Below are 21,954 nucleotides of genomic sequence, written 5' to 3' on the forward strand. Positions count from 1 at the left end.
GTCAGGACGGCCGCGCACCCGGCGGCGACGGCCGGCACCGGCATGGCGGCGGCCGGGGAGCCGAGGGCGGCGAGCAGCGCGACGAGTCCGGGCCCGGCCACGGCGGCGGCGTTGTAGGTCACCGCGTCCCACGCCTGCGCCCGCCCCTCCTCCCCCGCCCCCGCCTGCGTCCCGTCCGGCGGCAGCCGGGCCAGCAGGGCGGAGAGTCCGCCGGAGACGACGGGTCCGCAGCAGCCGCCGAGGGCGGCGACGGCGAGGACGGGCGGGAGCGGGAGGCGGCCCAGGGTGGCGGCGAGGACGGCCACGGCCGCGGCGAGGACGCCGAGCGCGGCGGCGTGCAGGAGCCGGGGGCGGCGGGTGCGGGCCGCGAGGGCGCCGGTCAGCGGCGCGGCCAGCGCGTGCGGGGCCGTCCAGGCGGCGAGGACGAACGCGCCGGGTGCCGCGTCGCCCGTGCGGTGCAGGGCGAGCAGGACCATCGCCACGGCGGCGCCCTCGTCGGCCGAGCGGGCGAGGAACGCGGTGGACGCGTAGCGCAGCAGCATTCCGGCCTCCCCCGTAACGGCTTACCATCAAAAGGCGTTACCCGGCCGGAAGGCAAGCCCCCGCCCGCCGGCACCGGCTCCAGGAAGGCACCTGCATGAGCACCCGCGGCTTCCGCACCGCCCAGCGCGTGATCGATCTGGCGAACGCCGTCCGCGCCCACCCCGAACTGCCCCGCGAGGTGGCGGCGGCCCTGCTGGTGCGCCACGGTGAGCGTCCGGAGGAGCTGGCGCGGGACGCGTTCTCCGCCGCCGACCTGCGCGAACTGCGGGACGCCGCCCGGCGGATGGCCGACCTGCTCGCCGAGCCGGATCCGGACCTGGCGGCGGCCGCCCTGAACGCGGTCCTGGCCGAGCACGCGGTCGCGCCCCGGCTGTCCCGGCACGGCGGCCACCCCTGGCACCTGCACGCGGACCGCGAGGACGCCGGCTGGTGCGAGTGGTTCCTGGCGTCGGGCGCGCTGGCCCTGGCCCACCTGCTGACCGAGCACGGCCGCCCGCCCTGGGCCGAGTGCGCGGCCACCGACTGCCGCACCCTCCACCTGCACACCGGCCCCGGCAGCCCGCGCCGCTACTGCTCCCCCGCCTGCGCCTCCCGCACCCGGGTGGCCGCCCACCGCCGCCGGCACGGCCGGCCGGCCTGACCCCGGGCCGTCAGCTCATGGTGAGCCGACCGGTCAGGAAGGCCGTCCCGCCGCGCGACCAGGTGATCCGCGCCTCGTCCGTCGACCACCGGTACTGGGCGTCGCCCGGCGGGGCGAGCCGCTCGGCCGGCAGCCCCTGCCGGGCCCGGGCGCGTTCGCGGGCCGCCCCGACGAGCTCCTCCCAGGCGGCGTGGTCGTGCTCCGAGCGGTCTTCCACTGGTCCTCCTCATCCGGAACGGGCGCCGCGGTCCTCCCGTCCGCGCAGGTGGCGGCAGGTTCCGGGGGCGCCGCGTCCGGGATCGGCCGCTTCAGCGCCCGGCGCGGGAACCGACGGCAGGCCGCTCGGGCGCGGCGGTCGCGCGGTGGCGGCCGCGGCGGGCCGGGGCCCGGGTCGCGGTGACGGCCGCGGCGACGACGAGGGGGGTGAGCAGCAGGGCCATGGTGAGGGTCATCGTGGTGCCTCCGGGTGTCCGGTGTGGTCCGGTTCCTGCTGGTGCGGTTACCCGTGCCCGGCTCGGTCATGTGCTCGGATCGCCCGGGTCACCCGCCCGGACCGCGACCCGGCCCGGATCCCGCCCGTTCGGTCGTCCACCGTTCGGAGGTCTTCCCGGGCCGACGATCCGTCAATCTGCTTCGCGGGGGCGCTCGGGCAGCACGATCGGCGCGCCCCCGCGCGGGTGCGCCAGGACCTCGACGGGGTGGCGGTAGACCCGGGTGAGCAGGTCGGCGTCCAGGACGGCGCCGGTGGGGCCGACGGCGACGGTGCGTCCGGCGTCCAGCAGGGCGATCCGGTCGGCGTGCGCGGCGGCCAGCGTGAGGTCGTGCAGGACGACGACCACGCCGCACCCGGCGGCGGCACGTTCCCGGGCGATCCGCAACACGAGTTCCTGGTGGCGCAGGTCGAGCGCGGCGGTGGGTTCGTCGAGCAGCAGCAGCGCGGTGTCCTGGGCGAGGATCCGGGCCAGCGCGACCCGGGCCCGTTCGCCGCCGGAGAGCGCGGTGAAGGGGCGCCGGGCGAGGTGGGCGCAGTCGGTGGCGGCCATCGCGGCGGTGACGGCGTCCTCGTCCTCGGCGGCGGAGCAGCGGCCGCTCCAGGGGGCGCGTCCCATCCGGACCACCTCGGCGGCGGGGAACGGGAAGGACACCTCGTGGGTCTGGGTCAGCAGGGCGCGGCGGCGGGCGAGTTCGAGCGGCTTGTGCCCGGCCAGCGGGCGGCCGTCGAGCCGGACCTCGCCGCGGGTCGGGCGCCGGTCGCCGGCCAGCACGGACAGCAGGGTGGACTTGCCGGCGCCGTTGGGGCCGAGCAGGGCGAGGATCTCCCCGGCGCGCACGGCCAGGTCGACGTCGGCGAGCAGTGCGCGGCCCCCGGCGGCGAAGCCGATGCCCTCCGCTTCGAGCAGTGCGGTCATGCCCAGCCTCCCTGGCGGCGTCGGGTGCGGCGCAGCAGCCAGAAGAAGAACGGGCTGCCGATGAGTGCGGTGAGGACGCCGAGCGGGAGTTCGGCGGGGGCGGCCAGGGTGCGGGCGGCGAGGTCGCCGGCGACCAGGACGAGCGCGCCGCCGACGGCGGACGCGGGCAGCAGGAAGCGGTGGCCGGGCCCGGCGAGCATCCGCAGCAGGTGCGGGACGACCAGGCCGACGAAGCCGATGATGCCGCTGACCGCGACGGCGGCGGCGGTGAGCAGCGCGACGACGGTGATCAGCACGATCCGCATCCGTTCGACGTCCACGCCCAGGTGCCGGGCGGGGCGTTCGCCGAGCGCGAGCAGGTCGAGGCGGCGGGCGTAGCGGGGGGCGACGGCCAGGCCGAGGGCGGCGAACGGGAGGACGGCGAGTACCTTGGCCCAGCTCGCCTGGGAGAGCGAGCCGAGCTGCCAGAAGGTGACCTGGCTGATCGCGGCGGTGTCGGCGGTGAACAGCAGCAGGCCGATCAGGGCGCCGCAGAACGCGTTGACGGCGACGCCGGTGAGCAGCAGGGTGACCACCTCGGTGCGGCCGCCGCTGCGCGACACGGCGTAGACGACGCCGACGGTGAGCAGTCCGGCGGCGAACGCGGCGGCGGTGACGGTCCACGAGCCGAGGGCGTCCAGGCCGAGCACGATGCAGGCGACGGCACCGACCGCGCCGCCGGAGGAGACGCCGATCACGGCGGGTTCGGCCAGCGGGTTGCCGAACACGCCCTGCATCAGCGCCCCGGCGCAGCCGAGTGCGGCGCCGACCAGCAGGGCGAGCACGACCCGGGGCAGCCGGACGTTCCACAGCACCGATTCGGGGACGCGGTCCAGGGCGTGGCCGCCGAGGTGGGCGCGGTGGGCGAGCGAGGCGAGGATGTCGCCGAGCGGGATGGCGTAGGCGCCGGTGCCGGCGGCGAGCAGCGCGAAGCCGAGCAGGGCGGCGCAGAGTCCGGCCAGCAGCAGCGGGCGCTTGTCGCGGGCGGGCCCGTCCGCCCGGGGCGGTGCGGGGGCCCGGGGCGGGGTGGCGGTCTGGGGCGGTGCGGGGGCCCGGGGCGGGGTGGCGGTCTGGGGCGGGGTGGGGGTGGTCACTTGGCGTCCCGGTGCAGTTGGTCGGCGATCTCGCGGAGCACCTGGGGGGTGCGCGGGCCGTAGGAGAGCAGGCGGCCGTCGTCGATCGAGATGATCCGGCGGTCGAGTCCGGCGGGGGTCTGGGCGACGCCGGGGAGCTTGAGCATGCCGTCGACGCCGCCGACCGACTCCAGGCCCTTGCTCATCACCAGGATCGCGTCGGGGGCGGCCTCGACCAGGGCTTCGCTGGTGAGCGGGGTGAAGTCGCCGGTGAGGTGGGCGGCGGTGCCCGCGTCCTCGCCGCCGGCGGCCTCGATCAGCGAGGGGGCGCCGGAGTCGGGGCCGCCGAGCAGGAAGACCGAGGCGCTGCCGCGCAGGTACAGGAACGCCACCTTGGGGCGGGCGGCCCCGGCGGCCGGGAGCTGCGCACGCACCTCGGCGATCCGGCGCTCGGTGCGCTCCTTGAGCTGCGCCCCGGCCTCGGGGACGCCGAGGGCGGCGGCGACGGCGGCGATCCGGGGGCCGATGTCGGACAGCTGCTTGGCGTCGTCCAGGACGATCAGTGGGACGCCGGCGGCCCGGATCTGTTCGACGGCCTCGGCCGGCCCGGTGCTGCGGTCGGCGAGCACCACGGTGGGGTGCAGGGAGAGCACGCCCTCGGCGGAGACCTCGTGGGCCTGGGTGATGACGGGGAGCTTCGCGGCCTGTTCGAAGGTGGTGGAGACGTCCCGGGCGACCGCGTGCTCGCCGAGGCCGAGGCTGAAGACCAGTTCGGCGAGGCTGCCGTTGAGCGGGATGATCCGCTCGGCGCTGCTGACGGTGACCTGTCGGCCGTCCGCGGAGGGCACGGTGACGGGCAGTCGGGGGGTGGGGGTGTCGGGCAGCGCCTCGATCCGGTCGGGGTCGGCGGTGGCGGTGGCAGGGGCCTTGGGGTCGGTGGTGGCGGCCTGGCCGGTGGCGCAGGCGGTGGCGCCGAGCAGGAGTCCGAGGACGGCGAGCAGGACGGCGGGAGCGGTTCTGGTCCGGTCGCGGAGGGTGCGGGTCAACCTCGGGCCTTTCTCGGTGCGTTGACGTCCCGTCGAAGCCGACCCGGGGGGTCGTGGACGGAACACTTGACTCATATATTAGGTTAGCCTTACCTCAGTTCAACAGGGGGGTCCTTCCCTCCGCGCCCCCTGCCACCTGCCCGTTTCCCCTCCGCCGAGGAGTGATCCGCCATGCCCGTCCCCGGACGGCCCCCCGTACCACCCCGCCGCCCGGCCGGACGGCTGCGCACCGCGCTCGTGCTGCCGCTCGCCCTGCTGCTCGCCCTCGCCTGGCTGCCCGGCCGGGCCGCCGCGGCCGACCCGGCCGTCTCCGGCGGACGCCTCGACTGGGGCATCAAGCAGTCCTTCCTCAGCTACGTCACCGGCCCGATAGCCAACGGCAAGTGGGCCCTCACCGGCGGCGCGGCCACCGTCGGCGGCTCGGTCTTCCGCTTCCACTCCGCGACCGGCAGCTACGACCCGTCCACCGGCGCGCTCTCCGCCGCCTTCCAGGGCGGCGTCCGGTTCACCGGCCACCAGGAGAACGGCGGCAACGCGCTCGACCTCGTGATCTCCCACCTCACCGTCAGGGCCACCGCGGGCGGCGCCGCCGCCCTGTACGCGGACGTCAGCTCCAAGTCCCGGGAGAGCGGCCGGACCTCCAGCACCGGCCAGGCCCGGCTGGCCGACCTCTCGCTCGCGGGCGTCTCGCTGAAGAACGCCACCGGCACCCTCACCCTCAGCAACGTCCCCGCGACGCTGACGGCGGCCGGCGCGAACGCCTTCGGCGGCTTCTACACCGCCGGGACGGCGCTCGACCCGCTCACCTTCTCGGTCACCCTCAAGACCCCGGCCGCCACTCCGTCCCCGACGCCCACCCCGTCCGCGACGCCCACCCCGTCCGCGGCCCCGTCGACGGCCCCCGCCACCGAACCGTCCGGGACGACCGCCGCGCCCACCGCCTCCGCCACCGCCACCGCCACCGCCACCGCCCTCGACCGGGGCGCCCTCGACTGGGGCGTGCGCCGCACCTTCCGCGACTACGTCACCGGCTCGATCGCCCGGGGCAGTTGGCAGCTCGGCGACGGCGCGGCCGACGGCGGGGCCTTCTTCCGCTGGACGCCCGCCCGCGGCAGCTGGGACCCGGCCGCCCGCACCCTCGACGCCTCCTTCACCGGCACCGTCCGCTTCACCGGCCTGCGCGAGGGCGACACCGACGGCCTCGACCTCACCCTCGCCAACCCCCGGCTCACCGCCACCGGCGCCGAGGGCCGCCTCACCGTCGACGTCTCCGGCCGCACCCCCGACGGCACCACCCGCACCCCGGCCCCGGTCGAGATCGCCACCTTCGACGCGAACGCGCTGAAGACCGAGAACGACCTCCTCACCGCCACCGACCTCCCCCTCACCCTCACCTCCGCCGGCGCGGGCGCCTTCGGCGGCCTCTACCCCGCCGGCACCGAGATGGACCCGCTCACCGTCAGCCTCCCGCTCACCCCCACCGCGACGATTCCCCCGCTCCCCGACCTCGGCGCCACCCCGGTCACCACCACCCCCACCGCGACCGCCGACTCCTCCTCCCCCTCCGCCGCCCTGCTCACCGCCCTCGCCCTGACCCTCACCGCCGCGGCGGCAGCGGCCACCGCCTTCGTCGTCCGCCGCCGCAAGCGCCCCTGACACGGAGAGCCCCCGCCAGGGGCCCGGGGAACGGCGGGCTCGTGCTGCTGACGGCCGGAGCCCATCGAAGTGTCCGTGCTGCTGCGTGTCTTTGACCGAACCAGAAGCCGATGCTCCCAAAGGCAGTGAACCTCGCGCAGACCCGGGCTCGCCGTTCCCCGAGCCCCTGTTTTGCCCTCCCGTTTCCACCACACCGATTCCCGGAGCCACACCCATGTCCCACACCCCCGCCCGCCACCGCAACCGCACCCGGCTGGCCGCTCTCGCCGCCGCGACCGCCGGTCTCGGTCTGACCGCCTTCGGCCTGCCCTCCCTCGCCTTCGGCGCCGGTGCCCCCACCACCGTCAGCTACGACACCGGTTCGCTGAACTGGGGCGTCCTGGCGAAGTTCCGCAGCTACGTGACCGGCCCGATCGGTGGCGGCAGCGCCACCGCGACCGGTGGCGCCATCGTCAACCAGGACGGCTCGTACCACTTCAACCTGGCTTCCGCGGGCTACGACACCACGACCCACAGGCTGAACGCCACGTTCGACGGCGGGGTGCGCTTCCTCGCCCACGACGGCGCGCTGGACGTCGCGTTCAGCGACCTGCGGATCAGCACCGAGGGCACCACCGGCACCCTCATCGCGGACACCTCCTCGAAGGAGACCGTCGGCGCGGCCGCCCCAACCGTCCGCGAGGACGTCCCGCTGGCCACCTTCACCGTGGCCCGCGACACCACCAATGGCGGGTCCACCGCGGCCGCCCTGACCGCGGAGGGCGCCAAGGCGTTCGCCGGGTTCTACCCGGCCGGCACCGCCCTGGACCCGCTGTCGATCGTCCTCAAGCAGACCCCCGCCCCGTCCCCGTCGCCCTCCACCCCGGCCGAGCCGTCCACCGAGCCGAGCACCCAGCCGAGCAGCGGCCCGTCCACCGAGCCCTCGACGGAGCCGTCCACCGAGCCGAGCGCCGCGCCCTCCACCGAGCCGTCCACCGGCCCCTCCTCCTCCCCCTCGGCCGGGCCGTCGCCCGAGCCCTCGCCCTCCGCGTCCGCCTCCACCCCGGCGGGCAACGAACTGGCGGTCGTGGACGGCCGGTTGGAGTGGAAGGTGCAGGAGGACTTCCTGGCCTACGTGACGGGGCCGATCGCCGCGGGCAAGGTGGAGTTCGGCGGCGGCGCGGCCGGCTTCGGGTTCGGTTCGGGCAGCGGCAGCTACCGGACGGACACCCACGCGCTGTCGGCGGACTTCGCCGGTTCGGTGCGCTTCCTGGGCCACCGGGGGGCCGACGGGCAGTACCAGCTGGACACCGCGCTGTCGAAGCTGGGCATCCGGGTGGACGCCTCCGGGGCGTACCTGGTGGCGGACGTGACCGCCAAGTCCCTCTCCGGCGGGGAGCCGGTCGTGCTGACCGGGGTCCGGATCGCCGAGCTGGACCTGTCGAAGGCCGACTTCACCCCGGTCGACGGCGTGGTGACGCTGCGCCAGGTCCCGGCGACGCTGACGGCGGAGGGCGAGCCGGTGTTCGGGCAGTACAAGGAGGGCAAGGCGCTGGCCCCGGTGACCGCGGTGCTCTCCTTCGACCGCTCCGCCACCCTGCCGTCCACCACCCCCTCCACCGAAACCGGCACCGAAACGGGCACCGAAACGGGCACCGGAACGGGCACCGGAACGGGCACCGGCACCGGCAGCACGACCGGTGGCGCCACCCTCACCACCTCCGGCGCCGACGGCGGTGAACTCGCCTACACCGGCGGCGGCACCGGCACCGCCCCGATCCTGGCGACGGCTGCCGGGCTGCTGCTGATCGGCGGGGCGACCACCGTCCTGGCGCGCCGTCGCTCCTCCGGCGGCACCGCTGCCGAGTGAGGCGGCCGCGCGCGAACCGGGCCCGCACGGAGCTTCCGTGCGGGCCCGGCCCGCGTGGCGGCGGGGGCCGGCCTACCGCGCCGGCGCGTTCGCCGCGGCCCGGGCGCGGATCCGCTGGGTGAGGAAGAGGGCCGCCCGGTCCAGCGCCTCGTCCGCCTCGTCCAGGAGGCCCGCGAACGCCTGGAACACGTGCGGCACGTCGGCGGTGACGTCCAGGATGACGTCCACCCCGGCCGCCCGCGCGCGTTCGGCGAGGCGGGTGGAGTCGTCCAGCAGGATCTCGTTGGTGCCGACCTGGATCAGCAGCGGGGGGAAGCCGGTCAGGTCGGCCAGCACGGCCGGGCTGAGCAGGGGGTGGCGGGGGTCGGCACCGGCGAGGTACATGGCCCCGGTGTGTTCGACGGCCGCGCGGGTGAAGATCGGGTCGACGCCCTCCTTGCTGTCCATGCTCGGGCCCGTGCGGGTGGCGTCGAGACCCGGGGAGAACGCCACGACGGCGGCGGGCAGCGGGAGTCCCGCGTCCCGGGCGGCGAGGCAGGTGGTGACGGCGAGGCCGCCGCCGGCGGAGTCGCCGGCGAACGCGACGGCCGCGGGGTCGGTGCCGCGGTCGAGGAGTTCGCGGTAGGCGCGCAGGGTGTCCTCGATCGCGGCCGGGTACGGGTGCTCGGGGGCCAGCCGGTAGTCCGGCGAGTACGCCTCGAAGCCGGTCCCGGCCACCAGGTGTCCGGTCAGGCAGAGCGCGGTCTCGGGGGAGCCGAACACGAAGCCGCCGCCGTGGAAGTACAGGATCGTCCCGGCACGGCGGGGCCCGCCGTCCGGCTCGACGCGCAGGGCGGGTCGGCCGCCGAGCGCGGTCCGGGTGGTGCGGACGGTGTCGGGCACGGCCATCCGGGCCATCAGCGCCTCGAATCCGGCCCGCAGTTCGGCGACCGTCCGGAGGCCCGCGGGCCGGGGCTGCCGCATCATCGCGTCGATCCGGGCGCGCTGTTCCTTGCTCATGGGTGCACTCCTGCCACGATTGGATGCCGCTACACTATATGCTGTGGCATCTAAATCGAGCAGTGGGACGGCCGACCCCTCCGGCTTCTTCGCGGACCTGGTCCGGTGCGAGACACGTCTGTACAACGCCCTCAACGACCGCCTCCGCGAGCGGCACGGGATCGTCACCTCGCAGTTCGAGTTCCTGCGCTACCTGCGCGACCACCCCGGCTGCCGGGTGGCGGACCTCGCCGCCGAGTTCGCCATCGGCGTCGGGGCGACCAGCAAGGGGATCGACCGCCTGGAGCGGGAGGGGTGGGCCGCCCGGCAGCCCAACCCCTCCGACCGCCGCTCCTCCCTGCTGGCCCTGACCGACGACGGCTCGCGGCTCGTCGACGCGGCGGAGGAGACGTTCACCCGCGAACTCGCCGCGCTGCTCGGCGAGTCGCTCGACGGCGCGGCGGGCCCGGCCGTCCTCGGGTTCCTCGCGGAGCTGCGCTCCGCGCTCGAACGCGACCGGATCGGCGCGCCCACCGGCTGAGTCCCGTCAGGACGGGCGGCGGCACGCCAGGACGGACCGAGTCACGTCAGGACGGGCGGCGGCACGCCAGGACGGACCGAGTCACGTCAGGACGGGCGGCGGCACGCGGCGCTCAGCGTTCGCCCGCCAGCACGGCCAGTTCGCGCAGCCGGGTGAAGTAGTCGGCGGCCTCCGGGTCGTCGGCGAGTTCGGGCAGGATCCGATGGACGGTCGCTATGCCGGTGCGCAGGGCCGCTCTGCGGCGCTGGTCCAGCGGCCCGGTCAGGGCGGCGGACACGCAGCCGGCGAGGTGGCTGTCGAGCAGCACCAGGTCCTCACCGGCGGGGGCGCGCCGGTAGCAGCTCTGCGGGAAGGGCAGGTCCAGGAAAGCCTGCCAGAGGGTGGCCAGCTGGTCATCGTGCGTGTCGCTCATGCGGACGATGATGCCCGAGCGCACGGCCGCCCCGTCACCCGCCCCGCCCCTGCTCCGCCCGGCCCCCGCCCGGCCGGGCGGTCGCTCAGGCGCTCAGCGGGTACCGGTCGCCGAGCTCGCCGAATATCGCGCCGTTGAGGACGAAGGCGCGCTTGCACTCCTCGGCGACCCGGCAGCGCTCGACCTCGTCCATCAGCTCGCCCGCGGCGTCCAGCTTGGCGCGGTAGTCGCGCTTGAACGCGGCGGGGTTGTCGATCTCCTCGAAGACGTAGAACCGGACGCCGTCGCCCTTGCGCTCGAAGCCCCAGGTGCGCTCGGCGACGCCGCGGATGATCTGACCGCCCGACAGGTCGCCGAGGTAGCGGGTGTAGTGGTGGGCCAGGTAGCCGGCCGGCCAGGTCTCGGCGAGCTCCCCGATCCGGGCGGCGATCGCCTCGGTGGCGGGCAGCGGGGCGAGGGTGTCGCGCCAGTCGGGGCCGGCCAGGTGGTCGAGGTCGCGCTCGATCGCGGCGGTGCGCAGCAGGGCGCGGTCGACCAGCGGGCCGGCGACGGGGTCCGCGGCGAGGGTGTCCAGGTGGGCTTCCAGTGCGCGGTAGACGTACCAGAGCTGGCCGGTGAGGTCGGTGTACGCCTGAACGCCGAGCTTCCCGCCGAGCAGGTCGCTCATGAAGGAGGAGTGCTCCGCCGCCTCGTGCTCCTCGGCGCTGGCGGTGCGGAGCAGGGTGGAGAAGGCGGCGGGCCGCTGGTCGGGGCTGGACATCGGGGAGGGCCTCCAAAGATCGAATCCCCCCGATTATTTAGGTGAGGCTCACCTAAGTCAAGCCGTTGCCGACGCCCTGTCGGGAAGATTCCACGAGCCGTTGAATCCGCCGCCCCACCGGCTCCGACGTGCTTGGATGCTCGCCATGGACCGATCGACACAGTACCCGGGCCGCTCCTTCGACGAACTGGTCGACGAGGCCGCCACCGCCCCCGTCGACGGCTGGGACTTCTCCTGGCTGGCCGGCCGGGCCACCGAGCAGCGCCCCTCCTGGGGCTACCAGCGACTGCTGGGCGAGCGGCTCGCGGCGGCCGGCGCGGCGCTGGACGTGCAGACCGGCGGCGGCGAGGTGCTGGCGGGCGCGGGGGCGGCGAACTTCCCGCGCACCCTGGTGGCCACCGAGGGCTGGGCGCCGAACGCCGCCCGGGCGACGCGGCTGCTGCACCCGCTGGGCGCCGTGCTGGTGGCCGTCCCGGAGGACGCGCCGCTGCCGTTCGCGGACGGCGCGTTCGACCTGGTGACCAGCCGTCACCCGGCGCGGGTCGACTTCCCGGAGATCGCCCGGGTGCTGGCCCCCGGCGGCACGTACTTCGCGCAGCACGTGGGCGGGCGCACCAACGTCGAGCTGAGCGCGTTCTTCCTCGGGCCGTTCCCGGTGCCCACCGACCGCGAGCACGAGGTGGAGGCCGCGCGGGCCCGGGCGGCGGGCCTGGAGGTGGTGGGCTGCCGCAACGAGCGGCTGCGGCTGGAGTTCTCCGACGTCGGCGCGGTGGTCTGGTTCCTGCGCAAGGTGGTCTGGACGGTGCCCGGCTTCTCGGTCGGGCAGTACCGCGAGCGGCTGCGCGAACTGCACGAACTGATCGGCCGCGCGGGCCCGTTCACCTCCACCATGTCCCGCACCCTGTTCGAGGCCCGCAAGCCCGCCGCCCGCTGAGCGCCCCCGGCCCCCGGCCCCCGACCCTCGACCCCCGGCCCCCACCCGCCCGGCCGCCCGCGCACCCGGCGCAACCCGTCACCCGCACCGGTGACCGGACGGGACGGGACCCCCCGGACCGGCTATGCATCCCGCCCGGGAACGGCCCGGGACGACGAGCGACGGGAGGCGGTCGCGGTGGCGGCACAGGAGACGGCGGACGGGCGCACCGAGTCGGACCGCAAGGGCGGGCCGGGGCACACCGTGCTGCTGGCGCTGCTCGCGGCGGTGCCGCTGGTGAAGATCGCCTGGACAGTCGGCGGCGGCGCGCACACCCGCGAGGTGGTCAGCACCATGGGCGTGCCGAACCTCGGCGAGGTGCTGGTCGGCATGGTGACGACCCGTCCGCTGCTGGGTTCGCTGGTGGCGGTGGTCACCTCCCGGGTGGTGTTCGCGCTGTTCGCGGCGCGCGGCGCCGTCCCGCGCGGGCACTCGGCGGGCGCGCTGGCCCGGACGGTGGCGCTGACGCTGGTGAACCCGCTGGCGATGGGCGTGCTGTGCTGGGTGTTCTACGGGTTCCGGTGGGGGCTGGCGGTGGCGCTGGTCGCGCTGGCGCTGCGCAACGGACTGGTCCAGGAGTACCGGGCGGGCCGCCGCCCCCACCCGCACGGGCGCCCGGACGCGGCCGCGCTCGCCCCCTGGCGGCTGCGGCTGGTGGCGGCCGAGCAGTGGGCGGCGCTGCTGCTGACCGTCGTGCTGCTGCCGCTGGCGGCGTTCGCCGCCGCGCTGGACGGGCTGGCCTGGGACACCGTGCTGCGCTGCGAGGTGGCGGCGGGGGCGCACACCGGGCAGTCCCGGCTGATCGAACTGCGCCGCGAGGGCAACGGCGTGGTCGGCTGGGACCTGCACGCCCGGGAGGTCGTCAACGGGTCGGCGTGCGTCAAGGAGGAGTCGCTGCGGGTCCGCCCGGCCTGGTGGAACTCCTGAGTCCGCACGCCGCCCCGGAGGCTAGTGCCGCGTCAGGCGACCTTTGCCGTGAAGGAGCGGCGTCCGGTGCGTGCTATCGGCGTGCCGGCCGGAAGCCCTCGTACTGGATGTACTTGGGTTTTCGGCCGGTGCGGCGAGAGTGCGTGCTGGGCGTCGCGACGGGCGAAGGTCGCCTGACGCGGCACTAGCCCGCCGTGGTGCCGAGGCGGTAGACCGTGGTGGAGCGGTACTCCTCCCCCGGGCGCAGGACGGTGGAGGGGTAGTCGGGGCGGTTCGGGGAGTCGGGGAAGTGCTGGGTCTCCAGGGCGATGCCCGCGTGCGCGCGGTAGGGGCGGCCGGAGCGGCCGGTGACCGAGCCGTCGAAGAGGTTGCCGGTGTAGACCTGGAGGCCGGGTTCGGTGGTGCGGCACTCCAGGCGGCGGCCGCTGGCCGGATCGGTGAGGACGGCGGCGGTGCGCAGGCCGGTGCCGTCCAGGACCCAGGTGTGGTCGTAGCCGGCGCCGGCCGGGCCGAGTTGCGGGTGGTGCAGGGCGAAGCGGTCGGCGAGCGGGTGGGGGTCGCGGAGGTCGAAGGGGGTGGCGTCGACGGGTGCGACCGGGCCGAGCGGGATCAGGTCGTCGTCGACGGGCAGGTAGCCGGAGGCGTCGACCCGCAGCCGGTGGTCGAGGACGGTGCCGTTGCCCTCGCCGGCGAGGTTGAAGTAGGCGTGGTTGGTGAGGTTGACGACGGTGGGCGCGTCGGTGGTGGCCCGGTACTCGATGGTCAGTTCGCCGTGGGCGTCGAGCAGGTAGCCGACTTCGGCGGTGAGCGCGCCGGGGAAGCCCTGGTCGCCGTCGGGGCTGTGCAGGCGCAGGCGGACGCCGACCCGGTGTTCCTCCCGGACGGCTTCGCCCTCCCACAGGCGGGTGGCGTAGCCGTCGGGGCCGCCGTGCAGGGTGTGGCCGGTGGGCTGGGTGGCGAGGTGGTGGACGGTGCCGTCGAGGGGCAGTCGGCCGCGGGCGACGCGGTTGGCGTAGCGGCCGACGGTGGCGCCGAAGTAGGCGGCGTCGCCGAGCAGGTCCGCGACGTGGGCACCACCGAGGACGACGTTGGCGCGCTGGCCGTCCCGGTCGGGGGTGTGGAGGGCTTCGAGGCGGGCACCGAGGCTGAGCACCTCCGCCGTGACGCCGCCGGGGGCGCCGAACGTCCAGCGGGTGATCCACCGGCCGTCGGGGAGGGTGGCGGTCTCGGTCTGGGTGATCCTGAGTCGGGCGGGTGCTCCGGGCGGCACGGGAGGCTCCGTTCGGCGGGGACGGGGAAGGACAGGACGGAAGGGGGAGGGGGACGGACGGGGAAGGGGGACGACGCCCGCGTGCGGACGTCGTCCCTCCTGGGTGGCGGGTGGCTCAGAGCCGCTGGGAGAGGCGGTGGTAGGCCTGGTTCCAGCGCAGTTCGCGGGTGAATCCGCGCATGGTGGTGTCGGCGTCGATGACGACGAGTTCGGTGGCGAGCATCTCGGCGAGGTCGTCGAGGTGCTCGGTGTCCAGGGCGCTGGTGAGCACGGTGTGGTGCGGGGCTCCGGCGGTCAGCCACGCCTCGGTGGAGGTGCGCAGGTTCGGCTTGGGCTGCCAGACGGCGCGGGCGACGGGCAGGTTGGGCAGCGGCTCGTTGGGTTCGACGACGTCGATCTCGTTGGCGACCAGCCGGAAGCGCTCGCCGAGGTCGGCGAGGCCGACGACGACGGCGGGGCCGGGGGCGGCGTCGAAGACCAGCCGGACGGGGTCCTCGCGGCCGCCGATGCCCAGCGGGTGGATCTCGCAGGACGGGGTGGCGGCGGCGATGGTCGGGCAGACCTCCAGCATGTGCGCGCCGAGGATCAACTCCCGTCCGGGCTCCAGGTGGTAGGTGTAGTCCTCCATGAAGGAGGTGCCGCCGGGCAGGCCGGTGGCGGCGGTCTTGAGGGTGCGCAGCAGGACGGCGGTCTTCCAGTCGCCCTCGCCGCCGAAGCCGTAGCCGTCGGCCATCAGGCGCTGCACGGCGAGGCCGGGGAGTTGGCGCAGGCCGCCGAGGTCCTCGAAGTTGGTGGTGAAGGCGCCGAAGCCGCCGGCGGTGAGGAAGCCGCGCAGGCCGAGTTCGATCCGGGCGGCGTAGCGCAGCGATTCGTGGCGTTCGCCGCCCGCGCGCAGTTCGGGGGCCAGGCGGTAGGTCTCCTCGTACTCGGCGACGAGCTTGTCCACGTCCGCGTCGGCGGTGTTGTCGACGGCGGCGACCAGGTCGTTGACGCCGTAGGTGTTGACGGAGACGCCGAAGCGCAGTTGGGCCTCGACCTTGTCGCCCTCGGTGACGGCGACGTCGCGCATGTTGTCGCCGAAGCGGGCCAGCTTGAGGGAGCCGAGGTCGGCCCGGCCGGCGGCGGCCCGCGACCAGGTGGCGATCCGCCCGGCGACGGCGGGGTCGCTGACGTGGCCGGCGACGGTCTTGCGGGCGACGCCCAGGCGGGACTGGATGTAGCCGAACTCGCGGTCGCCGTGGGCGGCCTGGTTCAGGTTCATGAAGTCCATGTCGATGGTGGCCCAGGGCAGGTCGCGGTTGGCCTGGGTGTGCAGGTGCAGCAGCGGCTTGCGCAGCGCGTCCAGGCCCGCGATCCACATCTTGGCGGGCGAGAAGGTGTGCATCCAGGCGATCAGGCCCACGCAGGCGTCATCCGCGTTGGCCTCCAGGCAGACCCGGCGGATCGCGTCGGCGTCGGTGAGGACGGGCTTCCAGATCAGGCGCACGGGCAGACCGGTGCGGGCGAGCTGGTTGATGACCTGCTGGGACTGCTCGGCGACCTGCTGCAGCGTCTCGGGGCCGTAGAGGCCCTGGCTCCCGGTGAGGAACCAGATCTCGCGTCCGGTGAAAACCTCGGTCACTGGTGGTACTCCTTCACTGGGCCGCGGGGCGCTGGCCGTAGACGTTCTGGTAGCGGAAGTTGAGGCGGTCGATGTCGGCCTGCGCGATCGGCAGCGGTTCGCCGAGCTGGCGCGAGACGTGCACGGTGCGGGCGACGTCCTCGCACATCACGGCCGCCTTGACGGCCGCGCGGGCGTCCTTGCCGATGGTGAACACGCCGTGGCTCTTCATCAGCACCGCCGGAGAGCGGTGCCCGGCCAGGGTCTCCACGATGCCGCGCCCGATCGAGTCGTCGCCGATCAACGCGAACGGGCCGATCGGGATCTCGGCGCCGAACTCGTCGGCCATCGCCGTCAGCACGCACGGCACCGGCTCGCCGCGCGCCGCCCAGGCACTGGCGTAGGTCGAGTGGGTGTGCACCACGCCCCCCACATCCGGGCGGTGGCGGTAGACGTAGGCGTGCGCGGCGGTGTCGGACGACGGGGCGTGCTCGCCCTCCACCACGTTGCCGTCCAGGTCGCACAGGATCATGTTCTCGGGGGTGAGCTCGTCGTAGGAGACGCCGCTGGGCTTGATCACCAGCAGGTCCTCGCCGGGGACGCGGGCCGAGACGTTGCCGGCAGTCCACACGACCAGGCCGTAGCGGACCAGTTCCTGGTGCAGGTCGGCGACTTGGCGGCGCAGCAGGTCGATGGTGTCGCTCATGGGGTGTCAGTCCTCGCTGTCGTGGGTGAGAGCGGCGTTGCGGATGGCGCGCAGGCGGTGCAGCAGCAGGTCGGGCCCGGTGCCGAAGTGCTCGTGCAGCAGCCGGTACTCGGCGTACAGGGCGTCGTAGGCGTCGGCGCGGGCCGCGTCGGGCCGGTGGGCGTGGCGCTGGACGCGGCCCATCGCGGCCGAAGCGGCCCGCACGTCCGGGTACGCCCCGGCGGCCACCGCCGCGTGGATCGCCGAGCCCAGTGCCGGGCCCTGCTCGGAGACCGCCAGCGAGACCGGGCGGCGCAGCACGTCCGCGTAGATCTGCATCAGCAGGGCGTTCTTCTTCAACCCGCCGGTGACGACGAACTCGGTGACCGGGACGCCGCCCGCCTCCAGGGCCTCGACGATGGTGCGGGTGCCGTAGGCGGTGGCCTCCAGCAGGGCGCGGTAGACGTCCTCGGGGCGGGTGGCCAGGGTCAGGCCCGCGATGACGCCGGAGAGGTGGTGGTCGACCAGGGTGGAGCGGTTGCCGTTCATCCAGTCCAGCGCCACCAGGCCGTGCGCGCCGACGCGTTGGGCGGCGGCCTTGCGGGTGAGCAGCTGGTGGGCGTCCTCGCCCGCCGCCTCGGCCTCGGCGAGGTAGTCGGCGGGCAGGCCCTGGCGCAGCCACCAGGCGAAGATGTCGCCGACCGCGGACTGCCCGGCCTCGTAGCCCCAGGCGCCCTCGGCGATCCCGCCGTCGACGACGCCGCAGATCCCGGGGACGTCCGCCAGGGCGGGGCCGTTGACGACGTGGCAGGTGGAGGTGCCCATGATCGCCAGTAGCTTGCCGTTGTCGACGGCCTGCGCGGCGGGCGCCGCCACGTGCGCGTCCACGTTCCCGGCGGCGACCGCGATGCCCTCGGGCAGGCCCGTCCAGGCGGCGGCCTGCGCGGTCAGCGAGCCGACCCGCGAGCCCAGCGCGGCCAAACCGTCCGGGTGCTCCAGCCTGGTGCGGGCGAAGCCGGCGAACTCGGGGTGCAGGGCGGCCAGGTACTCCTCGGACGGGTAGCCGCCGTCCTGGAAGATGCCCTTGTACCCGGCGGTGCACGTGTTGCGCGACTCGGCGCCGCTCAGCTGCCACACGATCCAGTCGGCGGCCTCGATCCACCGCTCGCACGCCGCGTAGACCTCGGCGTCCTCCTCCAGCACCTGCAGGGCCTTGGCGTACTGCCACTCGGCGGAGATCTTCCCGCCGTAGCGGTGGATCCACTTCTCACCCCGGGCGTGCGCCAGCGCGTTGATCCGGTCCGCCTGCCCCTGCGCGGCGTGGTGCTTCCACAACTTCGGCCAGGCGTGCGGGCGTCCGGCCCACTCGGGCAGCTCGGCCAGCGGGGTGCCGTCGGCCAGGGCCGGCAGCACCGTGCAGGCGGTGAAGTCGGTGGCGATGCCGATCACGGCGGCCGCATCGACGCCCGAGGCCGCCAGCGCCTGCGGCACCGCGACCCGCAGCACCTCGCGCCAGTCCTCGGGGTGCTGGAGCGCCCAGTCGGGGGGCAGGCGGCGGCCGGTGCCGGGCAGGCGGTCCTCGATCACGGCGTGCGGGTAGGCGTGCACGGCGCTGCCGAGCTCCTCGCCGTCCCGTACCCGGACCACCACCGCGCGCCCCGACAGGGTGCCGAAATCGATACCGACGACGTAGCTCTCCGGCTCGTTCGCCCGGTCGTGGTGGGGAGTCAAGCTCACTGTCTCTTCCTTGGCGTGGGGTGGGGGCGTGGCGGGTGGACTCGGCGGCCGCCGGCGGGTTCCGCGCCGTTGCGGGCCGGCGGCCGGGGTCCCGTCGTCACCTGTTGGGAGGGCTCGGACGGGATCCGCGCGGGCCGCCCGGCAGGGAAGCGGGGGGCCTGGCGGCCCGGCGGGGTCGGGGGCGGGCGTGGTGCCCGTGGGCCCCGCGGCGCGGGGGCGGGGCCCGGTGGTCAGCGCCGGCGGGCGGTGATCAGGCGCTGCAGGACGATGAAGACGAACAGCAGGGCGCCGATGACGATCCGGGTCCACCAGGAGCTGAGGGTGCCCTGGAAGCTGATCACGGTCTGGATCAGGCCGAGCACCAGCACGCCGAGCAGGGTGCCCAGCAGGTAGCCGGAGCCGCCGGTGAGCAGGGTGCCGCCGATGACGACGGCGGCGATCGCGTCGAGTTCCAGGCCCACCGCGTGCAGGCCGTAGCCGGAGAGCATGTAGAAGGTGAGCAGGACGCCGCCGAGCGCGGAGCAGAAGCCGCTGATCGCGTAGACGCCGGCCTTGGTGCGCTGCACGGGCAGGCCCATCAGCAGCGCGGACTGCTCGCTGCCGCCGAGCGCGTACACGTTGCGGCCGAACCGGGTGTAGTGCAGGACGACGAATCCGACGGCGACCACCAGCAGGGCGATCAGCGCGCTGGGCGAGACGAACAGGTCGCCGAGCGGGATCCGGGTCTGCGCCATCGCGGTGTACTGCGGGTCGGTGATGGAGATCGACTCGACGCTGATGGTGTAGCACAGGCCGCGGGCCAGGAACATGCCGGCCAGGGTGACGATGAACGGCTGGATCTCGAAGACGTGGATGATCCAACCCATCAGCCAGCCGCCGGCGGTGCCCATCAGCAGGACCAGCGGGATCACCAGCAGCGGCGGCCAGCCGTGCTGTTCGACCAGCCAGGCGGAGACCATGGTGGACAGCGCCACCACCGCGCCGACCGACAGGTCGATGCCGCCGGTGAGCACGACGAAGGTCATGCCGACCGCGACGACCAGCAGGAAGGCGTTGTCGATCAGCAGGTTGAGCACGACCTGGCCGGAGAAGAAGCCCTCGTACTGGACCGAGCCGACGCTGAACATCGACACCAGCAGGACCGCGGTGACCAGCAGCGGGATCTGTCCGCGCAGGCGGGTCAGCAGGGCGTGGGCGTTCATGCGCCGACCTCCCGGTTGGTGGGGGCCGCGGGGTGCGGCCGGGTGGTGCGCCGGGTGCGGGCGGCGCGGGCGGCGAGCTTGGCGCGGAAGGCGGGCGACTGGATCAGGCAGACCGCGATCACCACGAACGCCTTGAACACCAGGGTGGTCTCGGGCGGGATGCCGATGGTGTAGACGGTGGTGGAGAGGGTCTGGATGATGAGCGCGCCCAGGACGGTGCCGCCGATGGAGAACCGTCCGCCGTTGAGGGACGTCCCGCCGAGCACGACGGCGAGGATGGCGTCGAGTTCGATCCACAGTCCGGCGTTGTTGCCGTCGGCCGCCGAGACGTTGGAGGAGACCATCAGGCCCGCCAGCGCGGCGCACAGCGCGCTGAACACGTAGACCAGGGCGACCAGGCGCATCGCCCGGATGCCGACCAGCCGGCTGGCGACCGGGTTGCCGCCGACGGACTCCAGCAGCAGGCCGAGCGCGGTGGAGCGGGTCAGCAGCACGGTGGCCAGCACCACCAGGGCGCTGAGCAGGATCGCGAACGGCATGGTGAGCCAGTAGCCGCCGCCGATCATCTTGTACGGGTCGCTGGTGACGGTGATGATCTGGCCGTCGGTGATCAGCTGGGCCACGCCGCGGCCGGCGACCATCAGGATCAGGGTGGCGATGATCGGCTGGACGCCGACCTTGGCCACCAGCAGGCCGTTGACGACGCCGAGCACCAGCGCGGTGCCCAGCGCGATGCCGACGGCGGTCAGCACGGTGGCGAGGCTGCCCGGGTCGGTGGACTCGCTGATGTGCAGGCAGGCCAGGGCGCCGGAGATGGCGACGGTGGAGCCGACCGAGAGGTCGATGCCGCCGGTGGCGATCACCAGGGTCATGCCGAGGGAGACCAGGATCAGCGGGGCGCCGAAGTGCAGGATGTCGATCAGGGAGCCGTACAGGTGGCCGCCCTGGAGGCGGACGGCGAAGAAGTCGGGGGTGAAGGCGAGGTTGGCGACCAGGAGCACGGCCAGCACCACCGCCGGCCAGAACAGCCGGGACCGGGTCACCGCCTTCACCGTGCTCGCCGCCGTTGCCGTACTCATGGGTGCGCTCCGCTCGCGATGGTGGCCATGACGCGCTCCGGGGTGAGCTCGCCGTCGTTGTCGAGCTGGGCGACCATCCGGTGGTCGCGCAGCACGCCGACCCGGTGGCTGAGCCGCAGCACCTCCTCCAGTTCGGCGGAGATGAACAGCACCGCCATGCCGTCCTCGGCGAGGTTCGCCACCAGCTTCTGGATCTCGGCCTTGGCGCCGATGTCGATGCCGCGGGTGGGCTCGTCGAGGATCAGCAGCTTCGGGTCGGTGATCAGCCAGCGGGCGAGCAGCACCTTCTGCTGGTTGCCGCCGCTGAGGTTGCGCACCAGCGCCTCGGGGTTGCCGGGGCGGATGTCCAGGGCGCGGATCCACTTCAGCGCGTAGGCGTCCTGGGCGGTGCGGGAGAGCGGGCGGGTCCAGCCGCGGGCGGCCTGCAGGGCCAGCACGATGTTCTCGCGGACGGTCAGTTCGCCGACCAGGCCCTCGGTCTTGCGGTTCTCCGAGCAGAACGCGATGCCGCGGGCGATGGCGTCCCGGGGGCTGCGCAGCGTGGTGACGGCGCCCTCGATCCGCAGCGTGCCGCCGTCGCTCTGGTCGGCGCCGAACAGCAGCCGGGCGGCCTCGGTGCGTCCGGAGCCGAGCAGTCCGGCCAGGCCGATCACCTCGCCGGGGCGGATGTCGAGGTCGTACGGTTCGACGGCGCCGCGCCGGGACAGCCGGTCGGCCTGCAGGAACGCCTTGCCGGTGCGGGCGGTGCGTTCGCGCCGCTTGCCGCCGCCGAGCTGGTCGAGTCCGGCGAGTTCGGCGCCGATCATCCGGGAGACCAGGGCGACCTGGTCGAGCTCGCTGGTGAGGTACTCGCCCTCCAGGCGGCCGTTGCGCAGCACGGTCATCCGGTCGCAGATCTCGTAGACCTGGTCGAGGAAGTGCGAGACGAACAGGATCGCCACGCCCTGGTCGCGCAGCCGCCGCATGACGGTGAAGAGCTGGCGGACCTCGTCGCGGTCCAGGCTGGAGGTCGGTTCGTCCAGGATCAGGACCTTGGCGGAGACGTCGACCGCGCGGACGATCGCCACCAGCTGCTGGACGGCGATGGAGTAGCTGTTCAGCGGGGCGCTGACGTCGATGTCGAGGTCGATCCCGCGGACGAGTTCGGTGGCCCGGCGGCGCATCGCCGCCCAGTCGATCAGGCCGAACCGGCGGGGTTCGCGTCCGATGAAGACGTTCTCCGCGACCGACAGGTTCGGGCAGAGGTTGACCTCCTGGTAGACCGTGCTGATGCCGGCCTGCTGGGCCTGCAGCGGTCCGGCGATCCGCACCGGTTCGCCGGCCAGTTCGACCTCGCCGCCGTCCGACTGGTAGACGCCGGTGAGCACCTTGATCAGGGTGGACTTCCCGGCGCCGTTCTCCCCCATCAGGGCGTGCACCTCGCCGGGGTAGAGCCGGAAGTCGACCCCGTCCAGCGCCACCACCCCGGGGAACTCCTTGCGGATCCCCCGGACTTCCAGGACCGGTTGCTGCCGCACCCCGGTTCTCCTCTCGTG

21 protein-coding genes and 1 pseudogene are annotated in these 21,954 nt (G+C 74.5%); 6 read left to right on the forward strand and 16 right to left on the reverse strand.

The features are described 5' to 3' along the window. Nucleotides 1–542 (reverse strand): annotated as a pseudogene (locus ACWEO5_RS22135) (MFS transporter); the annotation flags it as partial. Nucleotides 543–637: 95 nt separating this feature from the next. On the opposite strand from ACWEO5_RS22135, the gene ACWEO5_RS22140 reads away from it, so the two are divergent. Further along, complete coding sequence (locus ACWEO5_RS22140; protein ID WP_452164012.1) at nt 638–1,183, forward strand: CGNR zinc finger domain-containing protein; 546 nt, start codon at nt 638–640, stop codon at nt 1,181–1,183. Between the two features lie 10 nt (nt 1,184–1,193). On the opposite strand, the gene ACWEO5_RS22145 is transcribed toward ACWEO5_RS22140, so the two are convergent. From ACWEO5_RS22145 to ACWEO5_RS22165, 5 genes are all read right to left on the reverse strand, one after another. Next, on the reverse strand, nt 1,194–1,400 hold the full coding sequence (locus ACWEO5_RS22145) for a hypothetical protein (protein ID WP_452164013.1): 207 nt from the start codon (nt 1,398–1,400) through the stop codon (nt 1,194–1,196). 91 nt (nt 1,401–1,491) lie between these two features. Further along, nucleotides 1,492–1,635, reverse strand: a complete 144-nt coding sequence (locus tag ACWEO5_RS22150) for a hypothetical protein (RefSeq protein ID WP_452164014.1) — start codon at nt 1,633–1,635, stop codon at nt 1,492–1,494. Between the two features lie 171 nt (nt 1,636–1,806). Continuing rightward, nucleotides 1,807–2,592, reverse strand: a complete 786-nt coding sequence (locus tag ACWEO5_RS22155) for a heme ABC transporter ATP-binding protein (protein ID WP_452164015.1) — start codon at nt 2,590–2,592, stop codon at nt 1,807–1,809. Continuing rightward, entirely contained in the window at nt 2,589–3,725 is a 1,137-nt protein-coding gene (locus ACWEO5_RS22160; protein WP_452164016.1) for a FecCD family ABC transporter permease, read from the reverse strand. The genes ACWEO5_RS22155 and ACWEO5_RS22160 overlap by 4 nt, the downstream gene beginning before the upstream one ends. Next, nucleotides 3,722–4,750, reverse strand: a complete 1,029-nt coding sequence (locus ACWEO5_RS22165) for a heme/hemin ABC transporter substrate-binding protein (protein ID WP_452164017.1) — start codon at nt 4,748–4,750, stop codon at nt 3,722–3,724. Before ACWEO5_RS22165 ends, ACWEO5_RS22160 begins: the two co-directional genes overlap by 4 nt. 171 nt (nt 4,751–4,921) lie before the next feature. Between ACWEO5_RS22165 and ACWEO5_RS22170 the strand changes: the two genes are divergently transcribed. Further along, nucleotides 4,922–6,406: an HtaA domain-containing protein gene (locus ACWEO5_RS22170; protein WP_452164019.1), complete on the forward strand. Its 1,485-nt coding sequence runs from the start codon at nt 4,922–4,924 to the stop codon at nt 6,404–6,406. 214 nt (nt 6,407–6,620) lie between these two features. Continuing rightward, complete coding sequence (locus ACWEO5_RS22175; protein WP_452164020.1) at nt 6,621–8,255, forward strand: HtaA domain-containing protein; 1,635 nt, start codon at nt 6,621–6,623, stop codon at nt 8,253–8,255. Nucleotides 8,256–8,327: 72 nt separating this feature from the next. On the opposite strand, the gene ACWEO5_RS22180 is transcribed toward ACWEO5_RS22175, so the two are convergent. Beyond that, complete coding sequence (locus ACWEO5_RS22180) at nt 8,328–9,254, reverse strand: alpha/beta hydrolase (protein ID WP_452164021.1); 927 nt, start codon at nt 9,252–9,254, stop codon at nt 8,328–8,330. Between the two features lie 43 nt (nt 9,255–9,297). On the opposite strand from ACWEO5_RS22180, the gene ACWEO5_RS22185 reads away from it, so the two are divergent. After that, complete coding sequence (locus tag ACWEO5_RS22185; protein ID WP_452164022.1) at nt 9,298–9,774, forward strand: MarR family winged helix-turn-helix transcriptional regulator; 477 nt, start codon at nt 9,298–9,300, stop codon at nt 9,772–9,774. Nucleotides 9,775–9,886: 112 nt separating this feature from the next. Here ACWEO5_RS22185 and ACWEO5_RS22190 read toward each other — a convergent pair whose 3' ends face one another. Further along, on the reverse strand, nt 9,887–10,186 hold the full coding sequence (locus ACWEO5_RS22190) for a hypothetical protein (protein WP_452164023.1): 300 nt from the start codon (nt 10,184–10,186) through the stop codon (nt 9,887–9,889). 85 nt (nt 10,187–10,271) lie between these two features. Beyond that, nucleotides 10,272–10,946, reverse strand: coding sequence for a biliverdin-producing heme oxygenase (locus tag ACWEO5_RS22195; protein WP_452164024.1), 675 nt, complete (start codon nt 10,944–10,946; stop codon nt 10,272–10,274). Between the two features lie 136 nt (nt 10,947–11,082). On the opposite strand from ACWEO5_RS22195, the gene ACWEO5_RS22200 reads away from it, so the two are divergent. Together ACWEO5_RS22200 and ACWEO5_RS22205 are read left to right on the forward strand one after the other, a co-directional pair. Next, nucleotides 11,083–11,880 carry a methyltransferase domain-containing protein gene (locus ACWEO5_RS22200; protein WP_452164025.1) on the forward strand — a complete coding sequence of 266 codons (798 nt, stop codon included), beginning with the start codon at nt 11,083–11,085 and terminating at the stop codon, nt 11,878–11,880. 177 nt (nt 11,881–12,057) lie between these two features. Continuing rightward, complete coding sequence (locus tag ACWEO5_RS22205) at nt 12,058–12,846, forward strand: hypothetical protein (protein WP_452164026.1); 789 nt, start codon at nt 12,058–12,060, stop codon at nt 12,844–12,846. A gap of 184 nt (nt 12,847–13,030) precedes the next feature. On the opposite strand, the gene ACWEO5_RS22210 is transcribed toward ACWEO5_RS22205, so the two are convergent. From ACWEO5_RS22210 to ACWEO5_RS22240, 7 genes are all read right to left on the reverse strand, one after another. Further along, nucleotides 13,031–14,116, reverse strand: a complete 1,086-nt coding sequence (locus ACWEO5_RS22210) for an aldose epimerase family protein (protein ID WP_452164027.1) — start codon at nt 14,114–14,116, stop codon at nt 13,031–13,033. A gap of 115 nt (nt 14,117–14,231) precedes the next feature. Further along, nucleotides 14,232–15,737 carry an L-arabinose isomerase gene (gene araA, locus ACWEO5_RS22215; RefSeq protein WP_452164028.1) on the reverse strand — a complete coding sequence of 502 codons (1,506 nt, stop codon included), beginning with the start codon at nt 15,735–15,737 and terminating at the stop codon, nt 14,232–14,234. Nucleotides 15,738–15,750: 13 nt separating this feature from the next. Continuing rightward, nucleotides 15,751–16,422, reverse strand: coding sequence for an L-ribulose-5-phosphate 4-epimerase (locus ACWEO5_RS22220; RefSeq protein WP_452164029.1), 672 nt, complete (start codon nt 16,420–16,422; stop codon nt 15,751–15,753). Between the two features lie 6 nt (nt 16,423–16,428). Then, nucleotides 16,429–18,132 (reverse strand): ribulokinase, encoded by a 1,704-nt coding sequence (locus ACWEO5_RS22225; RefSeq protein ID WP_452164049.1) that lies wholly within the window; start codon nt 18,130–18,132, stop codon nt 16,429–16,431. 236 nt (nt 18,133–18,368) lie between these two features. Continuing rightward, entirely contained in the window at nt 18,369–19,340 is a 972-nt protein-coding gene (yjfF, locus tag ACWEO5_RS22230; RefSeq protein WP_452164030.1) for a galactofuranose ABC transporter, permease protein YjfF, read from the reverse strand. Then, nucleotides 19,337–20,419 carry an ABC transporter permease gene (locus tag ACWEO5_RS22235; RefSeq protein ID WP_452164031.1) on the reverse strand — a complete coding sequence of 361 codons (1,083 nt, stop codon included), beginning with the start codon at nt 20,417–20,419 and terminating at the stop codon, nt 19,337–19,339. The genes yjfF and ACWEO5_RS22235 overlap by 4 nt, the downstream gene beginning before the upstream one ends. Next, nucleotides 20,416–21,936, reverse strand: a complete 1,521-nt coding sequence (locus ACWEO5_RS22240; RefSeq protein WP_452164032.1) for a sugar ABC transporter ATP-binding protein — start codon at nt 21,934–21,936, stop codon at nt 20,416–20,418. The genes ACWEO5_RS22235 and ACWEO5_RS22240 overlap by 4 nt, the downstream gene beginning before the upstream one ends. Between the last annotated feature and the right edge of the window lie 18 nt (nt 21,937–21,954).

The sequence above is a fragment of the Kitasatospora sp. NPDC004272 genome (genome assembly GCF_053603035.1).

Bases quoted from the DNA above. Each gene is read 5' to 3' on its own strand.
- ACWEO5_RS22140 (WP_452164012.1), top strand. From the start codon at position 638: ATGAGCACCCGCGGCTTCCGCACCGCCCAGCGCGTGATCGATCTGGCG.
- ACWEO5_RS22150 (WP_452164014.1), bottom strand. From the start codon at position 1,635: ATGACCCTCACCATGGCCCTGCTGCTCACCCCCCTCGTCGTCGCCGCG.
- ACWEO5_RS22155 (WP_452164015.1), bottom strand. From the start codon at position 2,592: ATGACCGCACTGCTCGAAGCGGAGGGCATCGGCTTCGCCGCCGGGGGC.
- ACWEO5_RS22170 (WP_452164019.1), top strand. From the start codon at position 4,922: ATGCCCGTCCCCGGACGGCCCCCCGTACCACCCCGCCGCCCGGCCGGA.
- ACWEO5_RS22175 (WP_452164020.1), top strand. From the start codon at position 6,621: ATGTCCCACACCCCCGCCCGCCACCGCAACCGCACCCGGCTGGCCGCT.
- ACWEO5_RS22180 (WP_452164021.1), bottom strand. From the start codon at position 9,254: ATGAGCAAGGAACAGCGCGCCCGGATCGACGCGATGATGCGGCAGCCC.
- ACWEO5_RS22190 (WP_452164023.1), bottom strand. From the start codon at position 10,186: ATGAGCGACACGCACGATGACCAGCTGGCCACCCTCTGGCAGGCTTTC.
- ACWEO5_RS22195 (WP_452164024.1), bottom strand. From the start codon at position 10,946: ATGTCCAGCCCCGACCAGCGGCCCGCCGCCTTCTCCACCCTGCTCCGC.
- ACWEO5_RS22200 (WP_452164025.1), top strand. From the start codon at position 11,083: ATGCTCGCCATGGACCGATCGACACAGTACCCGGGCCGCTCCTTCGAC.
- ACWEO5_RS22220 (WP_452164029.1), bottom strand. From the start codon at position 16,422: ATGAGCGACACCATCGACCTGCTGCGCCGCCAAGTCGCCGACCTGCAC.
- yjfF (WP_452164030.1), bottom strand. From the start codon at position 19,340: ATGAACGCCCACGCCCTGCTGACCCGCCTGCGCGGACAGATCCCGCTG.
- ACWEO5_RS22235 (WP_452164031.1), bottom strand. From the start codon at position 20,419: ATGAGTACGGCAACGGCGGCGAGCACGGTGAAGGCGGTGACCCGGTCC.